The organism is Azospirillum sp. TSH100 (assembly GCF_004923295.1).
Classification (GTDB): Bacteria; Pseudomonadota; Alphaproteobacteria; order Azospirillales; family Azospirillaceae; genus Azospirillum.
Genome location: NZ_CP039634.1, coordinates 2,506,171 through 2,526,437, shown reverse-complemented (window position 1 = coordinate 2,526,437; position 20,267 = coordinate 2,506,171). Strand labels below are relative to the sequence as shown.

The 20,267-nt window shown below is 67.6% G+C and carries 18 protein-coding genes; 9 read left to right on the top strand and 9 right to left on the bottom strand.

From position 1 onward, the window contains the following. Positions 1-12: 12 nt before the first annotated feature. On the bottom strand, positions 13-2,079 hold the full coding sequence (locus E6C72_RS11975; RefSeq protein ID WP_247875898.1) for an ATP-binding protein: 2,067 nt from the start codon (positions 2,077-2,079) through the stop codon (positions 13-15). A 290-nt stretch (positions 2,080-2,369) separates the two neighbouring features. Between E6C72_RS11975 and E6C72_RS11970 the strand changes: the two genes are divergently transcribed. Continuing rightward, complete coding sequence (locus E6C72_RS11970) at positions 2,370-2,582, top strand: hypothetical protein (RefSeq protein WP_136700731.1); 213 nt, start codon at positions 2,370-2,372, stop codon at positions 2,580-2,582. Positions 2,583-2,660: 78 nt separating this feature from the next. Here the strand turns inward: E6C72_RS11970 and E6C72_RS11965 are convergent, their stop codons facing one another. Then, positions 2,661-6,179: an indolepyruvate ferredoxin oxidoreductase family protein gene (locus tag E6C72_RS11965; RefSeq protein ID WP_109442675.1), complete on the bottom strand. Its 3,519-nt coding sequence runs from the start codon at positions 6,177-6,179 to the stop codon at positions 2,661-2,663. Positions 6,180-6,438: 259 nt separating this feature from the next. After that, entirely contained in the window at positions 6,439-7,413 is a 975-nt protein-coding gene (locus E6C72_RS11960; RefSeq protein WP_109442674.1) for a response regulator, read from the bottom strand. A gap of 279 nt (positions 7,414-7,692) precedes the next feature. Here E6C72_RS11960 and E6C72_RS11955 point away from each other — a divergent pair, with 279 nt between their 5' ends. Continuing rightward, on the top strand, positions 7,693-8,343 hold the full coding sequence (locus E6C72_RS11955; protein ID WP_109442673.1) for a hypothetical protein: 651 nt from the start codon (positions 7,693-7,695) through the stop codon (positions 8,341-8,343). Positions 8,344-8,373: 30 nt separating this feature from the next. On the opposite strand, the gene E6C72_RS11950 is transcribed toward E6C72_RS11955, so the two are convergent. Then, the gene (locus E6C72_RS11950) at positions 8,374-9,645 is read right to left on the bottom strand and encodes a lytic murein transglycosylase (protein ID WP_109442672.1); all 1,272 of its coding nucleotides are present in this window, start codon (positions 9,643-9,645) and stop codon (positions 8,374-8,376) included. 365 nt (positions 9,646-10,010) lie between these two features. Between E6C72_RS11950 and E6C72_RS11945 the strand changes: the two genes are divergently transcribed. Then, entirely contained in the window at positions 10,011-11,078 is a 1,068-nt protein-coding gene (locus tag E6C72_RS11945) for a glycosyltransferase (RefSeq protein ID WP_109442671.1), read from the top strand. 120 nt (positions 11,079-11,198) lie between these two features. Continuing rightward, entirely contained in the window at positions 11,199-11,696 is a 498-nt protein-coding gene (locus E6C72_RS11940; RefSeq protein WP_109442670.1) for a GNAT family N-acetyltransferase, read from the top strand. A 22-nt stretch (positions 11,697-11,718) separates the two neighbouring features. Here the strand turns inward: E6C72_RS11940 and E6C72_RS11935 are convergent, their stop codons facing one another. Next, the gene (locus tag E6C72_RS11935) at positions 11,719-11,934 is read right to left on the bottom strand and encodes a hypothetical protein (RefSeq protein ID WP_109442669.1); all 216 of its coding nucleotides are present in this window, start codon (positions 11,932-11,934) and stop codon (positions 11,719-11,721) included. Between the two features lie 407 nt (positions 11,935-12,341). Next, positions 12,342-12,590: a hypothetical protein gene (locus E6C72_RS11930; RefSeq protein ID WP_109442668.1), complete on the bottom strand. Its 249-nt coding sequence runs from the start codon at positions 12,588-12,590 to the stop codon at positions 12,342-12,344. Positions 12,591-12,860: 270 nt separating this feature from the next. Between E6C72_RS11930 and fumC the strand changes: the two genes are divergently transcribed. From fumC to E6C72_RS11910, 4 genes are all read left to right on the top strand, one after another. After that, positions 12,861-14,252, top strand: coding sequence for a class II fumarate hydratase (fumC, locus tag E6C72_RS11925; RefSeq protein ID WP_109442667.1), 1,392 nt, complete (start codon positions 12,861-12,863; stop codon positions 14,250-14,252). Positions 14,253-14,340: 88 nt separating this feature from the next. Beyond that, the gene (locus tag E6C72_RS11920) at positions 14,341-14,547 is read left to right on the top strand and encodes a ribbon-helix-helix domain-containing protein (RefSeq protein WP_109442666.1); all 207 of its coding nucleotides are present in this window, start codon (positions 14,341-14,343) and stop codon (positions 14,545-14,547) included. Positions 14,548-14,637: 90 nt separating this feature from the next. Further along, positions 14,638-15,360: a DUF599 domain-containing protein gene (locus E6C72_RS11915; protein WP_109442665.1), complete on the top strand. Its 723-nt coding sequence runs from the start codon at positions 14,638-14,640 to the stop codon at positions 15,358-15,360. A 136-nt stretch (positions 15,361-15,496) separates the two neighbouring features. After that, the gene (locus tag E6C72_RS11910) at positions 15,497-15,712 is read left to right on the top strand and encodes a hypothetical protein (protein ID WP_109442664.1); all 216 of its coding nucleotides are present in this window, start codon (positions 15,497-15,499) and stop codon (positions 15,710-15,712) included. Positions 15,713-15,780: 68 nt separating this feature from the next. On the opposite strand, the gene E6C72_RS11905 is transcribed toward E6C72_RS11910, so the two are convergent. From E6C72_RS11905 to purE, 3 genes are all read right to left on the bottom strand, one after another. Continuing rightward, entirely contained in the window at positions 15,781-17,487 is a 1,707-nt protein-coding gene (locus E6C72_RS11905; protein WP_247875897.1) for an EAL domain-containing protein, read from the bottom strand. 386 nt (positions 17,488-17,873) lie between these two features. Continuing rightward, the gene (locus E6C72_RS11900) at positions 17,874-19,010 is read right to left on the bottom strand and encodes a 5-(carboxyamino)imidazole ribonucleotide synthase (RefSeq protein ID WP_109442662.1); all 1,137 of its coding nucleotides are present in this window, start codon (positions 19,008-19,010) and stop codon (positions 17,874-17,876) included. Between the two features lie 36 nt (positions 19,011-19,046). Continuing rightward, positions 19,047-19,583: a 5-(carboxyamino)imidazole ribonucleotide mutase gene (gene purE / locus E6C72_RS11895; RefSeq protein ID WP_109442661.1), complete on the bottom strand. Its 537-nt coding sequence runs from the start codon at positions 19,581-19,583 to the stop codon at positions 19,047-19,049. Positions 19,584-19,798: 215 nt separating this feature from the next. Between purE and E6C72_RS11890 the strand changes: the two genes are divergently transcribed. Continuing rightward, positions 19,799-20,251, top strand: coding sequence for a group III truncated hemoglobin (locus E6C72_RS11890; protein ID WP_199228836.1), 453 nt, complete (start codon positions 19,799-19,801; stop codon positions 20,249-20,251). The last annotated feature ends 16 nt before the right edge of the window (positions 20,252-20,267 follow it).

The following is a 20,267-nucleotide window of genomic DNA, read 5'->3' as shown; positions in this document are numbered from 1 at the left end:
GCAAACCGCCGCTCACCCCGCGATCAGCTCCCTGATCCGTGCCGCCAGCACGTCCATGGCGAAGGGCTTGGTCAGCACCGACATGCCCGGTTCCAACTGCCCGTTGTTCAGTAGCGCGTTTTCGGCGAAGCCCGTGATGAACAGCGTCTTCAGCTTCGGACGGCCGACGCGGGCCAGATCGATCATCTGGCGGCCATTCATGCCGCCGGGCAGGCCGACGTCGGTCACCACCAGATCGATCCGCGCCTCCGATTGCAGGACCCGCAGGCCGGCGGCGCCGTCCGCCGCCTCGATCGCCGCATAGCCCAGGTCGCTCAGCAGATCCATCACCATCAGCCGCAGGCTCGGCTCGTCGTCCACCACCAGAACGGTCTCGCCGACCCGCGCCGGCGGGCTGACCGCCGTTTCCTCGCGGGGTTCCTCCTCCTCGGCCTCGCCGCGGTGGCGGGGCAGGTACAGGCACACCATGGTGCCTGCGCCAACCTCCGAATAGATCTTCACATGCCCGCCCGACTGCTTGGCGAAGCCGTAGATCATCGACAGGCCGAGCCCGGTGCCCTGGCCGATCGGCTTGGTGGTGAAGAAGGGGTCGAACGCCTTCTCGATGACATCCGGCGTCATGCCGGTGCCGTTGTCCGACACGCAGAGCGAGACATACTGGCCGGGCTGCATGTCCTGCTGCCGCGCCCCCTCATGGTCGATCCAGCGGTTGCCGGTCTCGATGGTGATGCGCCCGCCGCCCGGCATGGCGTCGCGGGCGTTGATGCACAGGTTCAGCAGCGAATTCTCCAGCTGCGAGGGGTCGACCATCGTCGCCCACAGGCCGGACATTCCGACCATCTCCACCTGGATGCCCGGCCCCACCGTGCGCTGGATCAGCTCCAGCATGCCGCCGACCAGCCGGTTCATGTTGACCGCCTTCGGCGCCAGCGTCTGCTGGCGGGAGAAGGCGAGCAGCCGGTGGGTCAGCGCCGCCGCCCGCCGCACCGCGCCCTGGGCGGCGATGATGAACTTGTCCAGCTCGTTGACGCGGCCCTGGTCGACGCGGGCGGCGATGCGTTCCAGGGCGCCCGAGATGCCGGCGAGCAGATTGTTGAAATCGTGGGCCAGCCCGCCGGTCAGCTGCCCGACCGCCTCCATCTTCTGCGACTGGCGCAGCTGCTCCTCGGCCCGCATCAGCTCGGCGGTGCGCTCGGCGACGCGCTGCTCCAGCGTCTCGTTCAGCGCGCGCAGCGCCGCCGCCGCCCGGTCGCGCTCCGCCTCCACCGCACGGCGCTCCTGAACATCCAGCAGCACGCCGGGAAAGCTGGACGCCTTGCCGTCCGGGCCAAGCTCCACCCGGCCGTTCGCCTCCAGCCAGTAATAGTTTCCGTCCGCCCGCTTCACCCGATACTGGTGGGCATAGGCGCCGCCGCGGGCGACGACCTCCTGGATCGCGGCGATCAGGCCGGGTTTGTCGTCCGGGTGGACGCTGGCTGTCACCTGTTCCAGGCTCAGCCCATCGCGGCCGAGAGACGGGTCGAGGCCGAAGGCTTCGGCGAAAGCCTGATCGACCGTGAAGCGGTTGTTGGGCAGGTCCCAAATCCAGGTGCCGATGATGGCGCCGGCCGCCAGCGCCAGCTGGACGCGCTGCACATTCTCCCGCGCCAGCGCCTCGCTGACCCGCAGAGCCTCTTCCGCCCGGCGCCGCGCGGTGATGTCGCGGAACAGGACGGAGACCTGACGCCGGTCGACCGGTTCCACCCTCGCGGCCGACACTTCGATATAGCGTTCGACCAGTGCGAAATAGCGCTCGAACCGGATCGGCTCACCGGTGCGCAGGACGTTGCCATACAGCTCGATCCAGCCGTCCGCCTCGTTAGGGGCGAGATCGCGCACCGCCATGCCGACGATGTTCCGGATGCCGGTCTGCCGCTCGTAGCCGTCGTTGGCCTCGACGTGAATGTAATCGGTAAGGTTGCCGGCGGCATCCTCACTGAACTCGATGATGCAGAACCCGTCTTCGAGAGCGTTGAACAGGGCGCGATAGCGGTCCTCGCTTTGCGCCGATACATCCAGCGCCGTCTGCTGCTCTGCCACCCGGTCTCTCCATCGGCCAGCCGGACGGGCGTCCCGCTTCGGTCCTGCCTGTCTTATCATGCGCAACTCAGTGGGCAAGCGAACGATATGGCTATGCGATAGGAAAAATACGGCAGATCGGCGTGCCCTTGTCCGGCCGGACCGATCTTTCCGCGATCAGGCCGAAAGCAGGCCGGGGAGCAGGACGAATCCGTTGCGAATTCGCAATGCCGGCGACAACCCTAAACATTAGCCTTCGCTCATATTCCTCACTCAAGGCCGCGCATCGCGGCATCGGAATGGAGCGCATCATGGCCATCCACATCGACCTGAACGCACCGGTCTACGAACGGTTCAACCCCGGCATTTTCCTGCTCGGGCTGCTCGGCGCGGCTGTCCTGCTCCTGATCCTGCCGATTGGCTTCATCTTCCATCCGACCGTCGTCCTCTATGCCGCTCTGCTCGGCACCGCGCTGTTCTTCGTCGCGATCTGGAAGATGACCGCCGGTTCCAAGCGACCCTGAAACGAAAACGCCCTCCCCACACAAGGCGGGGAGGGCGCTGCGCTGCATCGCCTCACCTGATCGGCAACCCCGACGCCGTCACTCCGCCGCCAGCGGCTGCGGGGCGGCGACCGGGGCGCGGAAGGCTTCCAGCAGCTTGGCTTCCTTCGCCTTCGCGACCGACACGTTGCGGGCCTTGACCGGGCCGTAGCCGCGCATCTCCATCGGCAGCTTCGCGATTTCCACCGCAAGCTCCAGCCGCTCGGCCGTCAGGCCGTTCAGCAGTTCGCCCACCACCGCCTCATACTCGGCGATCAAGGCGCGCTCCTGGCGGCGCTCGGCGGTGCGGCCGAACGGGTCGAGGCGGGTGCCGCGCAGGCGCTTGCCCTTGGCCAGCAGGCGCAGGACCGGCAGCATCCACGGGCCGAAGCTCTTCTTCTTCGGCTCAGCCCCGTCCTCGCCGGTCTCGCCCATCACCGGCGGGGCCATGTGGAAGGTCAGCTTCCAGTCGCCCTCGAACATCCGCTGGACATTTTCGACGAAGCCGCTGTCGGTGTAGAGCCGCGCCACCTCATACTCGTCCTTGTAGGCCATCAGCTTGAAGTGGGCGCGGGCGACCGCTTCGGTCAGCGCGGTGGAGCCGGGGACCTTCTGCTGTTCCGTCCGGCGGGTCCAGTCGACCAGCGCGTGGAAGCGGGCGGCATAGGCGGCGTCCTGGTAATCGACCAGGAAGCGGTGGCGGCGCTCGATCACCTCGTCCAGGCTGGCGGATGGGCGGCGCTGGTCGAGCAGCAGCGACTGGGCGGTCGGCGCCACCTCCTGCGGCTTCGCGGCGGCTTCCACCGATGCCAGATCGACGGCGGCGCGGCGGCCCCACTGGAAGGCGTCGAGGTTCAGCTTCACCGCCACGCCGTTCAGCTCGATCGCCTTGAGGATCGATTCCTCGCTCAGCGGGATCAGGCCCTTCTGCCAGGCATAGCCCATCAGGAAGGGGTTGGCGTACAGGCTGTCGCCGAGCAGAGCGGTGGCGAGCTTGGTCGCGTCGAAGGCGTCGACATTGCCCTCGCCGCCGCAGGCCTTGCGGATGTCCCCGACCAGATCGCGGACCGGGATCACCATGTCCGGCTTCTTGATGAAGTCGGCGGTGATGCTGTCATGGGTGTTGATGACCGCGCGGGTGCGGCCGGCGGTCATCTTCGACAGCCCGTCGCCCGCCGCCGCGACGATCAGGTCGCAACCCAGCACCGCGTCGGCTCCGCCGGCGGCGATGCGGACGGAGTGGATATCCTCCGGTTTGTTGGCGATGCGGATGTGGCTGGTGACGGCGCCGCCCTTCTGCGCCAGCCCGGTCATGTCGAGCACGCCGACGCCCTTGCCCTCGATGTGGGCGGCCATACCCAGCAGCGCGCCGATGGTGACGACGCCGGTGCCGCCGACGCCGGTGACATACAGGCTCCAGGTCTTGTCGTAAGCGGGCATGGCGGGGGCGGGCAGCCCAGCGCCGTCCGCCGACTTCGCCGCCGCCGGCTTCGGCTTGCGCAGCTGTCCACCCTCGACCGTCACGAAGCTGGGGCAGAAGCCCTTGGTGCAGGAATAATCCTTGTTGCAGCTCGACTGGTCGATCTGGCGCTTGCGGCCGAACTCGGTCTCCTGCGGGATCACCGACACGCAGGACGACTTGGCGGAACAGTCGCCGCAGCCTTCGCAGACCAGCTCGTTGATCACCACGCGCTTGGCCGGGTCGACCATCTTGCCGCGCTTGCGGCGGCGGCGCTTCTCGGTGGCGCAGGTCTGGTCATAGATCAGGACGCTGACGCCGGGAACCTCGCGCATCTCCTTCTGCACGCGGTCGAGGTCGTCGCGATGCTCGACGGTGGTGAATTGCGGCAGGCCGTTGCCGATGCCGTATTTCTCCGGCTCGTCGCTGACGACGGTGATGCGCTGCACGCCCTCCGCCCGCAGGACATGAGCAATGGACTGCACGGTCAGCGAGCCGTCGAAGGGCTGGCCGCCGGTCATGGCGACCGCGTCGTTGAAGAGGATTTTGTAGGTGATGTTCACCTTGGCGGCGATGGCCTGCCGGATCGCCAGCACGCCGGAATGGAAATAGGTGCCGTCGCCCAGATTGGCGAAGATGTGCTTCTCGTCGGTGAAGGCGGCTTGCCCGACCCACGGTACGCCTTCGCCGCCCATCTGGGTGAAGGTGTCGGTCGAGCGGTCGAGCCACGTCGCCATGTAATGGCAGCCGATGCCGCCCAGCGCCCGGCTGCCCTCCGGCACGACGGTGGAGGTGTTGTGCGGGCAGCCGGAACAGAAGGTCGGCTTGCGCACCACGCGCGCCACATGGGCCTTCTGCTTCTCCTGCGCGTCGAGGAAGGCGATGCGGCGGGCGAGGGTCTCGTTCTCGATGAAGCGTTGCAGGCGGCGGCCGATCACCACGGCGATCTGCGCCGGGGTCAGTTCGCCGGCGCTCGGCAGGATCCACTCGCCCTGCTCGTCGAACTTGCCGACCACCTTCGGGCGGACGTCGGGGTTCCAGTTGTAGAGCTGTTCCTTCAGCTGGTTCTCGATGACCGCGCGCTTCTCCTCGACCACGACGATCTCTTCCAGACCCTCGGCGAAGTGGCGGACGCCGTCGCGCTCCAGCGGCCAGGGCATGCCGACCTTGTAGACGGTGATGCCCCAATCGGCGGCCATCTCCTCGGTGATGCCCAGTTCGTCGAAGGCCTGCCGGACGTCGAGATAGCTCTTGCCGGTGGTGACGATGCCGAAGCGCGGTCGCGGGCTCTCCATCACCACCCGGTCCAGCTTGTTGGCACGCGCGAACGCCAGGGCGGCGTACAGCTTGTGCTTCATCAGCCGGTATTCCTGCTCCAGCGGCGGGTCGGGCCAGCGGATGTTCAGGCCGCCCGGCGGAAGCTCGAAATCGGTCGGGACGACGGGGGAGACGCGGTGCGGATCGATGTAGACCGACGCGGAGGTGTCCACCGTCTCCGCGATCGTCTTCATGGCGATCCAGCAGCCGGAATAGCGGCTCATCTGCCAGCCGATCAGGCCGTAATCCAGGATCTCCTGCACCCCCGACGGGTTCAGCACCGGGATCATCGCGTGCATGTAGGCGTGTTCGGACTGGTGCGGGAAGGTGGAGGACTTGCAGTTGTGGTCGTCGCCGGTCAGCACCAGCACGCCGCCGTGCTTCGACGTACCCGCCGCGTTGGCATGCTTGAACACGTCGCCGGAGCGGTCGACGCCGGGGCCCTTGCCGTACCACATGGCGAAGACGCCGTCATATTTGGCGCCCTTGAACATGCCGACCTGCTGGCTGCCCCAGACGGCGGTGGCGCCCAGCTCCTCGTTCACGCCGGGCTGGAACCGGATGTGGTTCTTTTCCAGGAACTTGCGGGCGTTCCACAGATTCTGGTCGAAGCCGCCCAGCGGCGAACCGCGATAGCCGGAAATGAAGCAGCCGGTGTTCAGCCCGGCGGCGAGGTCGCGCTGGCGCTGCATCATCGGCAGGCGCACCAGCGCCTGGGTGCCGGTGAGGTAAACACGGCCCTGTTCGAGCGCGTACTTGTCTTCCAACGAGACAGTTGCCAGCGATACGGTTGAGGCCGCCATTCTTCTTTCCCTCCCATCGGTCGGCAGCCTGGCAAGCTCCGTTGCGGAGTGCTGGGGAGCCGATTTGTTCGCTGGGCAAAAAGGTAATGAAGGCTGTCTTATATCGCAACGGCTGCGGCGGGCCGTCCTGCAAAAAGCAAGGAACGGCGCGGCAACCGCCGGTCTTCCGTAACGGAGCGTATGGAATGCCCTGCCTTGCGGAAATTCCCGCTCCGTGCCCCTTTCGCCCAGACCTTGTCCAGACGATATGGGGGCGGACTCAGCGGCCGGTGAGGGGGGATTTTCCCGGAGGAGTCGGGTTGCCGGCTTCCGGCCAATTGCCGAAGTCGGATTGTCCGCGGGCGGCGAGGGTGCGGACGCTGGCGCGCAGCGTGCGGATCAGGCACAGCGCCACCGCCATCGACTGGGTGCCGCCGTCCGATCCCGCCAGCCAGCGCAGGGCGGCGGCATGGGCCTGGAGCGCGTCGACATAGCCTTCGATGTCCGGCTCCACCCAGGTGACGCAGGTGGACAGCGACGCGACGACGGAGGAGGCGGCGGAATCGCCCGCGGTGGCGACTTGCAGGTCCGACAGGGCGTGGCGAAGCCGGCTGCCGATCGGGTCCGGCCGGTCGATCGCCGCTTCCAGCTTGTCGAGCGCCAGCAGCAGACGCACCCGTTTCGGATCCTCGCTGCGCATGGCGGCGGCGTTGCGGTCCGGCGGCAGGGTGGAGGCCGGAAGCGCGGTCGGCGGGATGATCGAGGTGCGCGCCGGAGGCGGCAACTGCGCTGCGCCGCTGGCGGCCGGACGCGCGGTGTCGCCGCGGGGCTCCGTACCGCCGGTGCGGACGGCGCCGTCGCGGCGGTTCAGCACCGCGTCGATGCGGCGGGCCAGGGTGGCGGCCGGCACCGGCTTGGCCAGCACGGAATCGGCGCCGGCATCCCAGGCGCTGCGCACGGTGGCGAGATCGGCGTTGGCGGTCAGCACGATGATCGGCATGGTGGGCCGCAGGCTGCCCGGCGATTGGCGGATCCATTGGATCAGCTGCGCGCCGCCCACCGGCTCCATCACCCAGTCGGTCACCATCAGGTCGAAGACCTCGCGCCGCAGCGCGTCCTTGGCCTCCTGCCCGCTGCCGACCGCGGTGATCTGGCCGACGCCCCACAGCCCCAGCATGTCCTTCAACGCCCGCTGCAACAGCGGATTGTCGTCGACAATCAGGATCTTGAGGGGGGAGGCGGGGCGCTTCGTCATGGAGTGGTTCCGATGATGCGGCTGTGTCTGTCCCGATATCCGCCTCGACGGTCCGCTTTTCATGGAGGGGGACGGGTAAGCGCCCAATGAGACAGCCCCTGCACCGTTCGGTGGGCCGGGTTAGCCGTGCCGCCGTTCGAAAGGGTAGCCCGCCCGGCGGCCCACCTCTTTCGATGCGGCAGGGATGGGGTCTTTGCATATCAGAAAATCCTGATGACTGTGGACGCCCCCGCCTGCCGCCCCTATGATTTCCCCTGATCGATGGGGAGGGGCGGTGCGATGGATGGCGGGTGCGGTGGTGGAGCCTGTGGCGGCGGCTCCTGTGGCGGAGGTGCGTCGCGTCCGTCCGGCGGGTCGGAGGATCTGAAGCACACCATGCGGATGGCGATGGTGGTGAATGGCCTTCTCGGTACCCTGCTGCTCGCCGCCGCCAATGCGACGCAGGCTGTCACCCTGTGGGCCGCCGCTCTGCTGGTGCTGAACCACGCCGCCGGCCATGCGGTGACGCTGGTCGGGCTGGGCCGCCGGCCGGACCGGCGCACCCGCCTGTCGATGCTGCATGGGGTGGCGTTGGCCGCCGCGTCGGTGGCGCTGGTGGTGACGGCGGGGCGCAGCATCGCCGGCATGGCGATCCCCGACGTGTCGCTCGCCAGCCTCGCCCTGCTGCTGGCGATCGGCGTGACGGTGGCGACCGCGACCCTGCTGTTCGCCGGCCGTCGCGGCACGCTCACCCTGCGGGCGATCTGGCTGTGTGCGCGGAAGGACGTGCTGCCGCTCGGCGCCGGTCTGATCGGGCTGGGCGCGAGCTGGCTTCTGCTGGACGGCGCACCCGACGCGCTGGTCGGCGCCGGGATCGCGGCGGTCCTGCTGCCGGCGGCCTGGGGGTTGCTGCGTGGCAGTGTCGGGGGTGAGGGGATGGCCGGGCGGTAGTGTCAGCCACCGCCCCGGCTCGTCTCACCCTCACGACCGCTGCCGCAGCCGCTCCAGCAGCGCCTTGGTGGCGAAGCCGTCGGGGATTTCGCCGACCGACGCCTGGAACCGCCGCACCGCGTTGCGGGTGTTCGCCCCGACGATGCCGTCGGCGGCACCCGGCTCCAGCCCCAGCGACGCCAGCCGCTGTTGCAGGTCGACACGCTCGTGCTTGCTCAGCGCCTGTTCCTCGCGCGGCCAGGACCCGCGGACGCCCGGCTTGCCGGTCATGCGGTCGGCCAGCATGGCGACGGCCAGCGAATAGCTGGTCGACGGGTTGTAGCGCATGATCGCGCGGAAATTGTCGCGCACCAGGAAGGCCGGCCCGCGGTGCCCGGCCAGCACCAGGATCGAGGCCGTCCCCTCTCCGCCCAGTTCGCCGCCGTCCAGCGGACGCACGCCCAGCCGGCGCCAGTCCGACAGTGGCTTGGTGATGCTCAGCTCCGCCTGATCATAGGGGAAGCCGTCGGGCAGCCGCACCTCCTGCCCCCAGGACTCGCCGGGGCGCCAGCCATTGGCCAGCACGAACTTGGCTGTGGAGGCCAGCACGTCGGGCATGCTGCCCCAGATGTCGCGGTGGCCGTCGCCGTCCTCGTCCACCGCGTTGCGCAGGAAGACGGTCGGCATGAACTGGGTCTGGCCCATGGCGCCGGCCCAGGAGCCGGTCATCCGCTCCGGCGGGATGTCGCCGGAGTCCAGGATGCGCAGGGCCGCCAGCAGCTCCGAGCGGAAATAGGCGGCGCGCCGGCCCTCGAAGGCCAGCGTCGTCAGCGCGTCGATGACCGAGAAGTTGCCGGTCGACTTGCCGAAATCCGATTCCACCCCCCAGAAGGCGACCAGGATCTCTCCCGGAACGCCGGTGCGGCGGGTGATGCGGGAAAGCAACGCCGCATGCTCCTGCAACTTCTGCCGGCCATCCTGGACGCGCTTTTCATTCACGGCGCTGTCCAAATACTGCCACACTTGCCGGGTGAACTCGGGCTGGGCGCCATCCAGTTCGACGACGCGGTCGGACAGCTTCACCCGCTGAAAGGCGCGGTCGAAGGTTTGCGGACGGATGCCCTGGCTCAGCGCCTCGGCACGCAGTGCCGCCAGCCATTCGGGTAAGGAGGCTGGCTGCTGCGCCACGGGCTGGAGCGGTGCCGACGCGGCGGGGGCCGCGGCGCCGGTGGCGACCGGAGCGGTGGCGCCGGTGCTCTGGCAGCCGGCCATCAGCAGGGTGGCGAGAAGGAGGCGGGCGGGATGACGGAACGGGACTCGCATGCGCTCGACCGTGATCGGAAGGGAAGCCGGGCCGTGACCCTAAGGCGCCCGGCGGCAAGGCTCAACCGGCAAATGGGCGGGCCTGGCGCCAAATGGGCAGCCCTGCGGTGGAAACCCCTATTGCGGCGGGCATACGCTTGCAGGGCCGTCCGGCCGGTCCATATCAAATTCCAATGCAACGCTTTCACAATTCCCGTCCGGCGGGTCTCCGCTTTCCGGCACCGTGTCCCCGCAGACTGCATGCCCGGCGGGGCCGGCGGGACGGGATTGAAAGCCGGAACACCGTCTTCCTCAATCGCGTTGATCTGGAGGCGCTTCGCTGAAGAGGCCGCCTCCCGCCACGGAACGCCAAGGGTGCCGACGCCATGAAAATCGTGATCTTCGGCTTGACCAACGGGTATCGCCAGGGGGGCAGGCACAGCATGCGCTGGCGTGCGCTGATCCACGGGCTGGCGATCCGCGGCCATCGGGTCGTCGCGGTCGAACGGGCCGGCCCCGGCCCCGTCATCCCCTGGACCATTCCCGGCGGCGACGTGCTGTCCTACGGCGCCTGGGACGATGTGGCGGTGGAGGCGGCGGCGCAGGCCGACGACGCCGGGGTCGCGCTGGTGGTGGCGCAGGGGCCGGACGCCCGCCTTGCCGCCGACCTCGTCCGCCAGTCCAAAACGCCGCGCCGCGTGCTCTATGATCCGGAGGCCGCGGTCAGCCTGACCGCGCTGGAGGCGGGCGATGCGGTGGCCCATCTGCCGGCCGACGGGCTGGCCGGTTTCGACATGGTGCTGGCCTCCTGCGGCGGGCCGGCGCTCGACCGCTACCGCGCCAAGGCCGGGGCCGAGTCGGTGGCGCCGCTCTACCCCTGGGTCGTGCCGGAGGTCGACAAGCCCGGCGACTTCAAGCGCGAGTATCTCGCCGACCTTTGTTGCATCGTCGGTGGCCCCGACGGCATCCGCGAGGGGTTGGACAGCTTCTTCATCGACCCGGCCCAGCGGCTGACCCGCCGCCGCTTCGCACTGGTCGGCGCCGATCTGCCGGACGGCGTGCCGCGCGCGCCCAACATCCTGACCTTCCCCGACCTTGACCCGGCGCGGTATGCCGATGTGCTTGCCTCGGCCAGCCTCGCGCTGACGCTGGCCCGGGACGACGAACGCAGAATCGGCTGGTGTCCGTCCGACCGCCTGTTCCTGGCCGCCGCCTGCGGGTCCGCCATCGTCGCCGACCAGTGGGAGGGGCTGGACAGCTTTTTTGAACCCGGCCGCGAGATTCTGGTGGCGGCCCAGACCGACGACGTGACCACGGCGATGATGCTGCCGCGCAACCACCTGACCGACCTCGGTCGCCGGGCGCGCAAGCGGGTGCTGGCCGAACACAGCGCCGAACGCCGCGTGCAGGAACTGCGCAGCCTGCTCGACCTGAAGGGCGGCGGCGACGACTGACGGCATCCGTTCAACGGGGATGCGAAAGTGCGGGGAGCGGGCTATGGTCCGCTCCCCGTTTCGTTTCACCCTGCCGATTTCGCCCTGCCGATTTTGCTTTGCCGAGGGAGCTCATCGCCGATGCCGACCGTCACCATCCGCCCCGCCGTCGAGGAGGATTGCTCCACCATCCTGCGCTTCGTCCGCGAACTGGCGGAGTTCGAGCGCGAGGCCGATGCGGTCAAGGCGACCGAGGAGGATTTCCGCCGCGACGGCTGGGGGCCGCAGCCGGTGTTCGAGGCGCTGATCGCCGAACTGGACGGCGCGCCGGTCGGATTCGCCCTGACCTTCCGCAACTTCTCGACCTGGGAGGGGCGGCCGGGCCTTTATGTCGAGGACCTCTATGTCACGCCGGACGCCCGCCGCTACGGCGTCGGCCGCAAGCTGCTGGCCGCGGTGGCGAAGAGCGCGGTGGAGCGCGGCTATCGCCGGGTGGATCTGAGCGTTCTGGATTGGAATCCGGCGCGTGGCTTCTATGACCGGGTCGGCTTCCGCCAGATTAAGGAATGGTTGCCCTACCGGCTGACCGGGGACGCCCTGTCCAATCTCGCGGCGGAAGTCGGTGCCGGGGAAGAGTAGGACGACGTGATCCGCCGATGGATCAGACGGCGCGGTTCAATGCGGACGCGCCGATGATCTCGGCATAGTCGGCACGCTCGTTTCGCAGGTTGGACAGAAGATCGACCAGGCTGTCGCGGACAAAAGCATCGTCCTGTTCGACGATGGTGTCTTGCGTCAATCGAATGAATTGGTCGAGAAGCGCGATATGGGCCGCTGAAGAAGCGTTGATCTTCTTGGAGTTGACGGCGCCGATCATGTAAATCTCCCTTGGCCTGAGCGTTCCCGATAGACCAATCAAGCCATCGGGCCAGTTAAAGACTTCCTAACGCGACTATGCGGCAGGTGGTATCTTCGGGGGTACTTCCGATCTATGGCCGCACGGGTTGCGGCCTCTCCACCGGATTACCTCCAACGTCTAGGGCGACGTTTCCGATCCCTGCCGCATCAGGCCATCGTCGGATGCCCTGGCGGGTAGCATGCAGCATGATAACACGCACCGCTATGTCCGGTTGCTCAGACCGCCCGAGGGAATTGGGGGGAGGGACTACCGAAGGGTGCAGTCCCGCCAACCCGGTTGGGCAAGTGCAACTCCCTGAAAATGCTTATTCCCGAAAAAGTTGGCCAGGAAAAGTTGGCCAGGAAAAGTTGGTCGGGAAAAGTTGGTCACGCCGCACGGCGGGCGGCGACGCGGTCGCGGGCATCGGCACGTTCCAGGGCGCGGGCGATCAGATCGTCGAACAGGCCGCCGATGGGAGCGTCAACGACTGCGGCCCGTCCCGCCAGCATCGGGCCTTCCATCAGCAGGGAGCCTTCCTCGCCGGGGCCGAGAACCCGCCAGCCGCGGCTCTTCATCTCCGCGACGCGCGTCCGGGCAATGAAGGCGCGGATATGGTCGTGTGCCAGATCGTCCATCCTGTTCCCCCAATCGCTGTCGATGGCCGCCGTCCCTGCGGCGGATCGCTCGGGAAAGCGTACGGAAGAAAAGCGAACGCAACAAGAACAAATTCGAGGGAAGATCAAGGATCCCTGCCGAGTCGCCCAAGCTCCCGCTTGGAACGGAGCCCTGGCCTGCGTGTGACCGGCCCTTGCCGTTCCGGGCTCCACCCCAAAGATCAGGCTGGACGGGGCTGTTTGCAACCCGGCCCGTCCGCGACCAACAGCGGCATCAGGAAAGGTCAGACCATGAGCGGTGTCCGCACCGAAACCGACAGCTTCGGCCCGATTGACGTTCCGGCCGACCGTTACTGGGGCGCGCAGACCCAGCGCTCGCTGCAGAATTTCCGCATCGGCGGCGAACGCATGCCGGTGCCGCTGGTGCGCGCGCTGGGCATCCAGAAACGCGCCGCCGCCGCCGCGAACCTGAAGCTGGGTGTGCTCGATCCGAAACTGGGCGCCGCCATCATGGAGGCGGCAGACGAGGTGATCGACGGCCGGCTGGCCGAGCATTTCCCGCTGGTGGTCTGGCAGACCGGCTCCGGTACCCAGACCAACATGAACGCCAACGAGGTGATCGCCAACCGCGCCATCGAAAAGCTGGGCGGCGTCATGGGGTTGAAGACGCCGATCCACCCCAACGACCACGTCAACATGGGGCAGTCTTCCAACGACAGCTTCCCCACCGCGATGCACATCGCCGCCGCCGACGAGATCGTGCGCAGCCTGATCCCGGCATTGGAGCATCTGCGCACCGCGCTGGACGCCAAGGCCGATGCCTTCCAGGACATCGTCAAGATCGGCCGTACCCATCTCCAGGACGCCACCCCGCTGACGCTGGGGCAGGAGTTCTCCGGTTACGCCGCCCAGGTCTCCTACGGCATCGGCCGGGTCAGGAGCGCGCTGCCGCAGCTCTACCGGCTGGCCCAGGGCGGCACCGCGGTCGGCACCGGCCTGAACGCCAGGGCCGGTTTCGCCGAGACCTTCGCCGAGGAGGTCGCCGCCTTCACCGGCCTTCCCTTCGTCACCGCGGAGAACAAGTTCGAGGCGCTGGCCACCCACGATTCGCTGGTCGACGTCCACGGCCACCTGAACACGCTGGCGGTGTCGCTGATGAAGATCGCCAACGACATCCGCCTGCTCGGCTCCGGCCCGCGGTCGGGCATCGGCGAGCTGTCGCTGCCGGAGAACGAGCCCGGCTCCTCCATCATGCCCGGCAAGGTCAACCCGACCCAGTCGGAGGCGATGACGATGGTCTGCGCCCAGGTGATGGGCAACCACACCACCGTGACCGTCGCCGGCGCCACCGGCCATTTCGAGCTGAACGTGTTCAAGCCGGTGATCGCCTTCAACGTCCTGCAATCGATCCGCCTGCTGGCCGACGCGGCGATGAGCTTCACCGACAATTGCGTGGTGGGGATCGAGGCCAACCGCGAGCGCATCGCCAGGCTGGTGTCGGACAGCCTGATGCTGGTGACGGCGCTCAACCCCCACATCGGCTATGACAATGCGGCGAAGATCGCCAAGAAAGCCCACAAGGAAGGGACAAGCCTAAAGGAGGCCGGGCGTGAACTCGGACTCCTGACGGATGAGCAATTCGATCAATGGGTTCGCCCCGAACGGATGGTTGGTCCCGGCTAAGCTTGGGGTTAGGGTGGGGGTGAGTTTCCCGGCCGTTCCGGCCTTCCTCTGACCACCCCCATCCCCCCTTGCGATGCGTCGAGTGACCATGAAGAAGCGTTCGGTCCTGATCGCCGGCCATCCCACCAGCGTTTCCCTGGAGGAAGAGTTCTGGGATGCCCTGAAATCGGTGGCGCAATCGCGCGGCCTGTCGGTCAACGCCCTGATCGAGGAGATCGACCAGACCCGCAGCGGCAACCTGTCCAGCGCCATCCGCGTCTACGTGCTGAAGGCGGTGCAGACACGCGCGGAATGACGGGATCCCGCGGATAGCCACAGGTGGACACCGGCCGGCTGTCGGCGTACACGCTTGCTGGCCTCCGCCACCCGACAAGATGCCGCCGCCATGCCGCCCGACGTCACCACGCTCGACATCATCGCCTTCGTCTGGTTCGTCGGCTCCTGGGTCGGCTTCACCGTGATCCAGGATCATCTGCTGACCGGCCGGAACATGGTGAACCAGCATCTGAAGATCGTGCGCCGCCATTGGATCGAGCGGATGCTGAACCGCGAGAACCGCATCATGGATGCGCAGCTGTTCGGCCACACCATGCACAGCTGCACCTTCTTCGCCTCCACCAACATGCTGGTGCTGGCCGGCCTGATCGGCAGCTTCGGCGCGGCCGAGCGGGCGCAGCAGGTCGTCTCCGACCTCTCCTTCACCGTCCAGACCTCGCACCAGATGTTCGAGATGAAGATGCTGCTGATGGTGGCGATCTTCACCTTCGGCTTCTTCAAGTTCACCTGGGCGCTGCGCCAGTACAATTACTGCTGTGCGCTGATCGGCTCGGCGCCGATGCCGCCGGTGCCGGATGACGACCGCAAGGCGATCTCGCAGGCCATCGGCGAGGCGCTCACCCTGGCGATCACCGCGCTGAACGGCGGAATGCGCGCCTATTATTTCGCACTGGCGGCGCTGGCCTGGATCATCGGGCCGCTCTTCCTGATCGCCGCCACCAGCGGCGTCATCCTGGTCCTCACCCGTCGGCAGGCCTTCTCCGCCACGGAGAAGGTCATTCGCGTGCAAACGCAGTGGTTGGAAAGAAACGATTCAAGCAAAGCAAAATAATAAGTAAAATCCCACACGTTTTCTGCGCATGCGACCAAATATCCTCTACCTGACGGTGAGTTGCAGTGGCTAAGGTCGGTGCATCGAGGATCGCACGACGGCTTGTCGGCGCGGCGCGGAGAACAAGAGGGCGACAATGGACGCCGATACTGCTTTGACCATCATGGAAGCTCTCGATCAGGCGGAGGCTCTGCTTAACCGGGTCCACCTGCGCGACGGCTATGCCGGCCGTGATACGCTGGCCCGCAACCGGGAGCTTCTGGACGCCGCCCGCCACCGGCTTGAACAGGCCCACAGCATCGAGGAAACCGGTATGTTTCCCGGCTTCTGCCGCTCGGCGGCGCTGGCCTGACGCGACGCTGGATCGGCCCTGCTATCGGCCTCTGAATCGGCATCGGACTTCCGGGCAATCCCGCCGCCTCACCCCTTCAGCAGAACCTTGCCGCCGCTGCGCACTCTCGACCAATCCTTGGCGAAATAGGCGAAGTCGCGCGACGGCCGGCTGAACAGGAAACCCTGGGCCAGCGCCACGCCCAGCCCGGTCAGCAGGTCGGCGTGCACCGTTTCCTCCACCTGCTCACCGATCAGTTCCAGCCCGAGCTGGCGGCAGACGTCGACCATGCTGCGCAGCATCGCCATGTCGCGCGGGCTGTTCACGGCGCCACGGACGAACTTGCCGTCGATCTTGGCATAGTCGGCCTGGATGCCGTACAGCGACTGGAAGCTCGTCGATCCGGCGCCGACATCGTCCAGGCAGATGCGGAACCCGCTTTCGCGCAGCTTCTGCAACACGTCGTTCAGCTTGGCGATGTCGGTGACGACCACCGTTTCCGTCACCTCGATCAGCAGCTTGGCCGCCAGATCGCCATAGGGGGCGACGACCGACTGGAACTGCTTGAGGAAGATCGGGCTCATCAGCGTCTTGGCCGACAGGTTGATCGCCACGTCGGGCAGCTTCGGCTCCTTGCGGAACTCGGCCAAGGTGTCCAGGACCGTCCGGGTCAGCAGCAGGTCGAAGTCGTAGATCAGCCCGACATCTTCGGCGAAGGTGATGAAGTCGGCCGGCGACCCCATCCCGTCGACACGGGTCAGCGCTTCCAGATGGTGGACGGCCCCGTTGGCGATGTCGACGATGGGCTGGTAGACGACGAAGAAGTTGCGGTTGTCGATGGTGGCGCGCATCTGGCCGATCCGCTCCACCGCACCCGCCATCAGCCGGTTGGCGCCATCCTCCAGGCTGGAGATGGTGAACTCGCCCCCCTGTTCGGAGGCGAAGGCCTGCACGGTATAGACCAGCGCGCGGGCCGCATCCGCCGCGTCCAGCCGGTCATCGGTCATGTCCAGCGTCCAGGACCGGATGCCGCCGGGCAGGGCGCCGCCCGCCGCCTCGATGATCTGGGCAATGTGGCCCTGCACCTCGCGCCCGTCGATGTCGGCGGCATGGACGATGCCATAGCGGTCGCCGGTCAGCTGCCCGGCGCTGTCGCCGTCGGCCGAGATGCCGCGCAGATAGGCGTCGATGCCCTCGCGCACCTCCGCCGCCGCTCCCTCCGGCATCGCCTCCACCATGGCCTGCAACCCTTCGACCAGCAGCAGGGTCAGCCCCTGGTCGAGCCCCTTCTCGCGGGCGGCATGGATCCGCTCCTCCAGGATACCGGCGAATCCGCTCTGGTCGCGCAGTTCGCCCTGCGCCGGGGCGCTGCCGCCATTGCTGCTGCGGCCCGGTGGAGTCAGCAGGACGGTGAGGAACAGCGATCCCGGACAGGAATCGAGCCGGCAGCCGCCGAGCAGGGCCGGAAACTGCTGGCCGTCAAAGGATTGGAACAGCACGCGCGACGGCTTGATCCGAGCCTTTTCCCGGATGCGGTCGAACAGGACATGGACGTATTTGCGGTCGCCGGGGGCCACCACCTCCATCAGGTTGGTGCCCACCAGCCCGCCGACCTCGCCCTTGGTCAGGCGGCAGCGGGCGCCGGCGGAAAACAGGACGTTGCCCTGCGCATCCGTTTCGATCAGCAGGTCGGCGGCGGCAAAGGCGAAGCCGACGAAGCGGTCGCGGTCGCGGCTGGATTGCGGACGGCGTGGCCCGGCCGTGTCGGACGCCGGGCTGACGACCGGTCCGATCACGGGAGGGGAACGACCTGCGCTTTCCTGCTGCAAGGGCATCGTCATGTGTCTACAAATTGCAACAAAGTTTAGAGAGTTTCTGGCTGAATGCAACAGAGGGTAACCAATATTGACATAAGTTAAAAGCCTATCGGTGGCCGATGACCTTCGTCTGGGCCGGCGCGACAATTTGGGATGTCTAATTCACGAATGTGACGTACCCCGGTAATGCCTTTCCGGAGCGGTCGGTCGATTGTGGTTATCACCGGCGGAAATATCGCCGGACTGTTCGGACGTCACGAATGGATGGCGGAAATAAAAAGCCCCGCGGACCTGACGGTCGCGGGGCCTCATCGCCTGACATATGGGACGGCTTGGTGGCCGGCTTTGTGGGATGAATGCAACTGTCAGCGGCGCGGGAACAGCCGGTTGACGTGGCCCATCTTGCGGCCGGGCCGGGCTTCGGCCTTGCCGTACAGGTGCAGGCGGGCGCGCGGTTCGGCCAGCAGCTCCGGCCAGCGCAGCACGTCGTCGCCGATCAGGTTGGTCATCTCGGCATCCGCCACCCGCTCCACCGATCCCAGCGGCAGGCCGCAGACCGCCCGCACCAGCTGCTCGAACTGGCAGCTGGCGCAGGCGTCCATCGTCCAGTGGCCGGAATTGTGCGGGCGCGGCGCCATCTCGTTGACCAGCACCCCGCCGTCGGCGGTGACGAACATCTCCACCGCCAGCACGCCGACCAGATCCAGCGCCTCGGCGATGCGGCGCGCGATGCGGTCGGCCTCCGCCGCGGTCTCTGCCGACACCTTCTCCGGCGCGGCCGGTGCGATGGTGACGTCGAGGATGCCGTCCTTGTGGCGGTTCTCCACCGCCGGATAGGCGACCATCGCGCCGTCGGCGCCGCGGGCGACGATCACCGACACCTCGCAGGCGAAGGTGACGAAGCCCTCGACGATGCCCTCCACCCCGGGCTTGCCGCCGCCGATGCTGGCCCAGGCCGCCGCCGGATCGCTGCCGGCGTCGAGCCGCGCCTGCCCCTTGCCGTCATAGCCGAGCCGCGTCGATTTCAGCACGCAGCGCGGCCCGATTTCGGCCACCGCACGGGCGACCTCCTCGGCGCTGCTGGCGGCGCGCCAGGGAGCGGTGGCGATGCCGAGCTTGTTGACGAAGCTCTTCTCGGCGATGCGGTCCTGCGCCACCGACAGCACGTTCGGACCGGGGTTCAGGTTGGTGAAGCGGCGCAGATGCTCGGCCGTCGCGACCGGAACATTCTCCCACTCCAGCGTCACCACGTCGACCGAGCGGGCGAAGCGCTCCAGCGCCTCCAGGTCGTCCCAGTCGGCGACGGTCGCCGCGGCGCTGACCTGGGCGGCCGGGCTGTCCGCCGCGTCGGGGGCATAGACATGGGTCTTGTAGCCCAGCCGTGCCGCGGCCAGGGCCGTCATCCGGCCGAGCTGTCCGGCACCCAGCATGCCGATGGTGGAACCGGGGGCGAGGCGGGGCAGGGGAACGCCGGGCGGAGTGCCGGTTGCGGTGCCGGTCATGACGGTCGGGCTTTCTCTGTATCAGGCGGGATCGCGTCAGGCGGGATCGTCGACCGGGGCCTCGGCCACCGCGGCGGTCTGGCGGGCGCGCCAGCCGTCCAGCGCCTCGGCCACCGCCGGGTCCATCAGGGCGATGATCGAGCCGGCCAGCAATGCTGCGTTGATGGCGCCGGCCTTGCCGATGGCCAGCGTGCCGACCGGGACGCCGCCCGGCATCTGCACGATAGACAGCAGGCTGTCCATGCCCTTCAGGGCGTGGCTTTCGACCGGAACGCCGAACACCGGCAGCGGCGTCATCGACGCGGCCATGCCCGGCAGATGGGCGGCGCCGCCGGCACCGGCGATCACCACCTTCAGGCCGCGCGCCTTGGCGGTGGTGGCGTAGTCCACCAGCCGGTGCGGGGTACGGTGGGCGGAAACGATGCGGACCTCGTGCGGGACGCCCAGCGCCTTCAGCGTGTCGGCGGCGTGCTTCATCGTCGTCCAGTCGGACTGGCTGCCCATGATGATGCCGACCAGCGGCTGGACGCCGGCAGCCGAAGCGGAGCTTTTGGGGGAGTGATCGGCGGTCACGGCCTGGCGCTTTCCTCAAGGTCCGGAAAGCGGCGCATTATAGGAAGAGTCGGGCGGCTGTCCAGAGGCGGCGCCGCGTCCGCGCTCCGGTCGGCCACGAATCCTACTCTGCGGCTGCGACATTCCGGCCCTTCCGGCGGAACATGGTTCCACCTATGGTGCTGCCTTATATGGACTGGATAGACCCTGCGCATTCCTTGAACCGGACCCATCGCATGACCGACGCCGTTCCCACCGAAGATCAGCGCAAAGAGCACCGCGACATCCGCGCCGCGATGGCGGAGGAGCGGATGGCCGCCGTCGGCATCGACGAGGCGTCGATCGAGACGCTGGTGCGCACCTTCTACGGCAAGATCATGAAGGACGAGGAACTGGGGCCTATCTTCGGCCGCGCCATCACCGATTGGGAGCCGCATCTGCGCAAGATGATGGATTTCTGGTCGTCCATCGCCCTGCTGACCCAGCGCTACGACGGCCGGCCGATGCCGGTTCACATTTCGCTGGGCCTGGAGCCGCCGCATTTCCAGCGCTGGCTCGGCCTGTTCCGCGAAACCGCCCACGAAATCCTGCCGGCGGAGGGCGCGGAATTCCTGATCGGCAAGGCCGAAAACATCGCCCGCAGCTTCCAGATGGGCATCCAGTTCTTCACCGTGCCCAAGAAGGGGTGAGGGGACTTGGCCTCCC

Bases quoted from the DNA above. Each gene is read 5' to 3' on its own strand.
- E6C72_RS11965 (WP_109442675.1), bottom strand. From the start codon at position 6,179: ATGGCGGCCTCAACCGTATCGCTGGCAACTGTCTCGTTGGAAGACAAG.
- E6C72_RS11900 (WP_109442662.1), bottom strand. From the start codon at position 19,010: ATGACCGGCACCGCAACCGGCACTCCGCCCGGCGTTCCCCTGCCCCGC.
- E6C72_RS11940 (WP_109442670.1), top strand. From the start codon at position 11,199: ATGCCGACCGTCACCATCCGCCCCGCCGTCGAGGAGGATTGCTCCACC.
- E6C72_RS11945 (WP_109442671.1), top strand. From the start codon at position 10,011: ATGAAAATCGTGATCTTCGGCTTGACCAACGGGTATCGCCAGGGGGGC.
- E6C72_RS11970 (WP_136700731.1), top strand. From the start codon at position 2,370: ATGGCCATCCACATCGACCTGAACGCACCGGTCTACGAACGGTTCAAC.
- E6C72_RS11930 (WP_109442668.1), bottom strand. From the start codon at position 12,590: ATGGACGATCTGGCACACGACCATATCCGCGCCTTCATTGCCCGGACG.
- E6C72_RS11910 (WP_109442664.1), top strand. From the start codon at position 15,497: ATGGACGCCGATACTGCTTTGACCATCATGGAAGCTCTCGATCAGGCG.
- E6C72_RS11920 (WP_109442666.1), top strand. From the start codon at position 14,341: ATGAAGAAGCGTTCGGTCCTGATCGCCGGCCATCCCACCAGCGTTTCC.
- fumC (WP_109442667.1), top strand. From the start codon at position 12,861: ATGAGCGGTGTCCGCACCGAAACCGACAGCTTCGGCCCGATTGACGTT.
- E6C72_RS11950 (WP_109442672.1), bottom strand. From the start codon at position 9,645: ATGCGAGTCCCGTTCCGTCATCCCGCCCGCCTCCTTCTCGCCACCCTG.
- E6C72_RS11955 (WP_109442673.1), top strand. From the start codon at position 7,693: ATGGATGGCGGGTGCGGTGGTGGAGCCTGTGGCGGCGGCTCCTGTGGC.
- E6C72_RS11960 (WP_109442674.1), bottom strand. From the start codon at position 7,413: ATGACGAAGCGCCCCGCCTCCCCCCTCAAGATCCTGATTGTCGACGAC.
- E6C72_RS11915 (WP_109442665.1), top strand. From the start codon at position 14,638: ATGCCGCCCGACGTCACCACGCTCGACATCATCGCCTTCGTCTGGTTC.
- E6C72_RS11935 (WP_109442669.1), bottom strand. From the start codon at position 11,934: ATGATCGGCGCCGTCAACTCCAAGAAGATCAACGCTTCTTCAGCGGCC.
- E6C72_RS11890 (WP_199228836.1), top strand. From the start codon at position 19,799: ATGACCGACGCCGTTCCCACCGAAGATCAGCGCAAAGAGCACCGCGAC.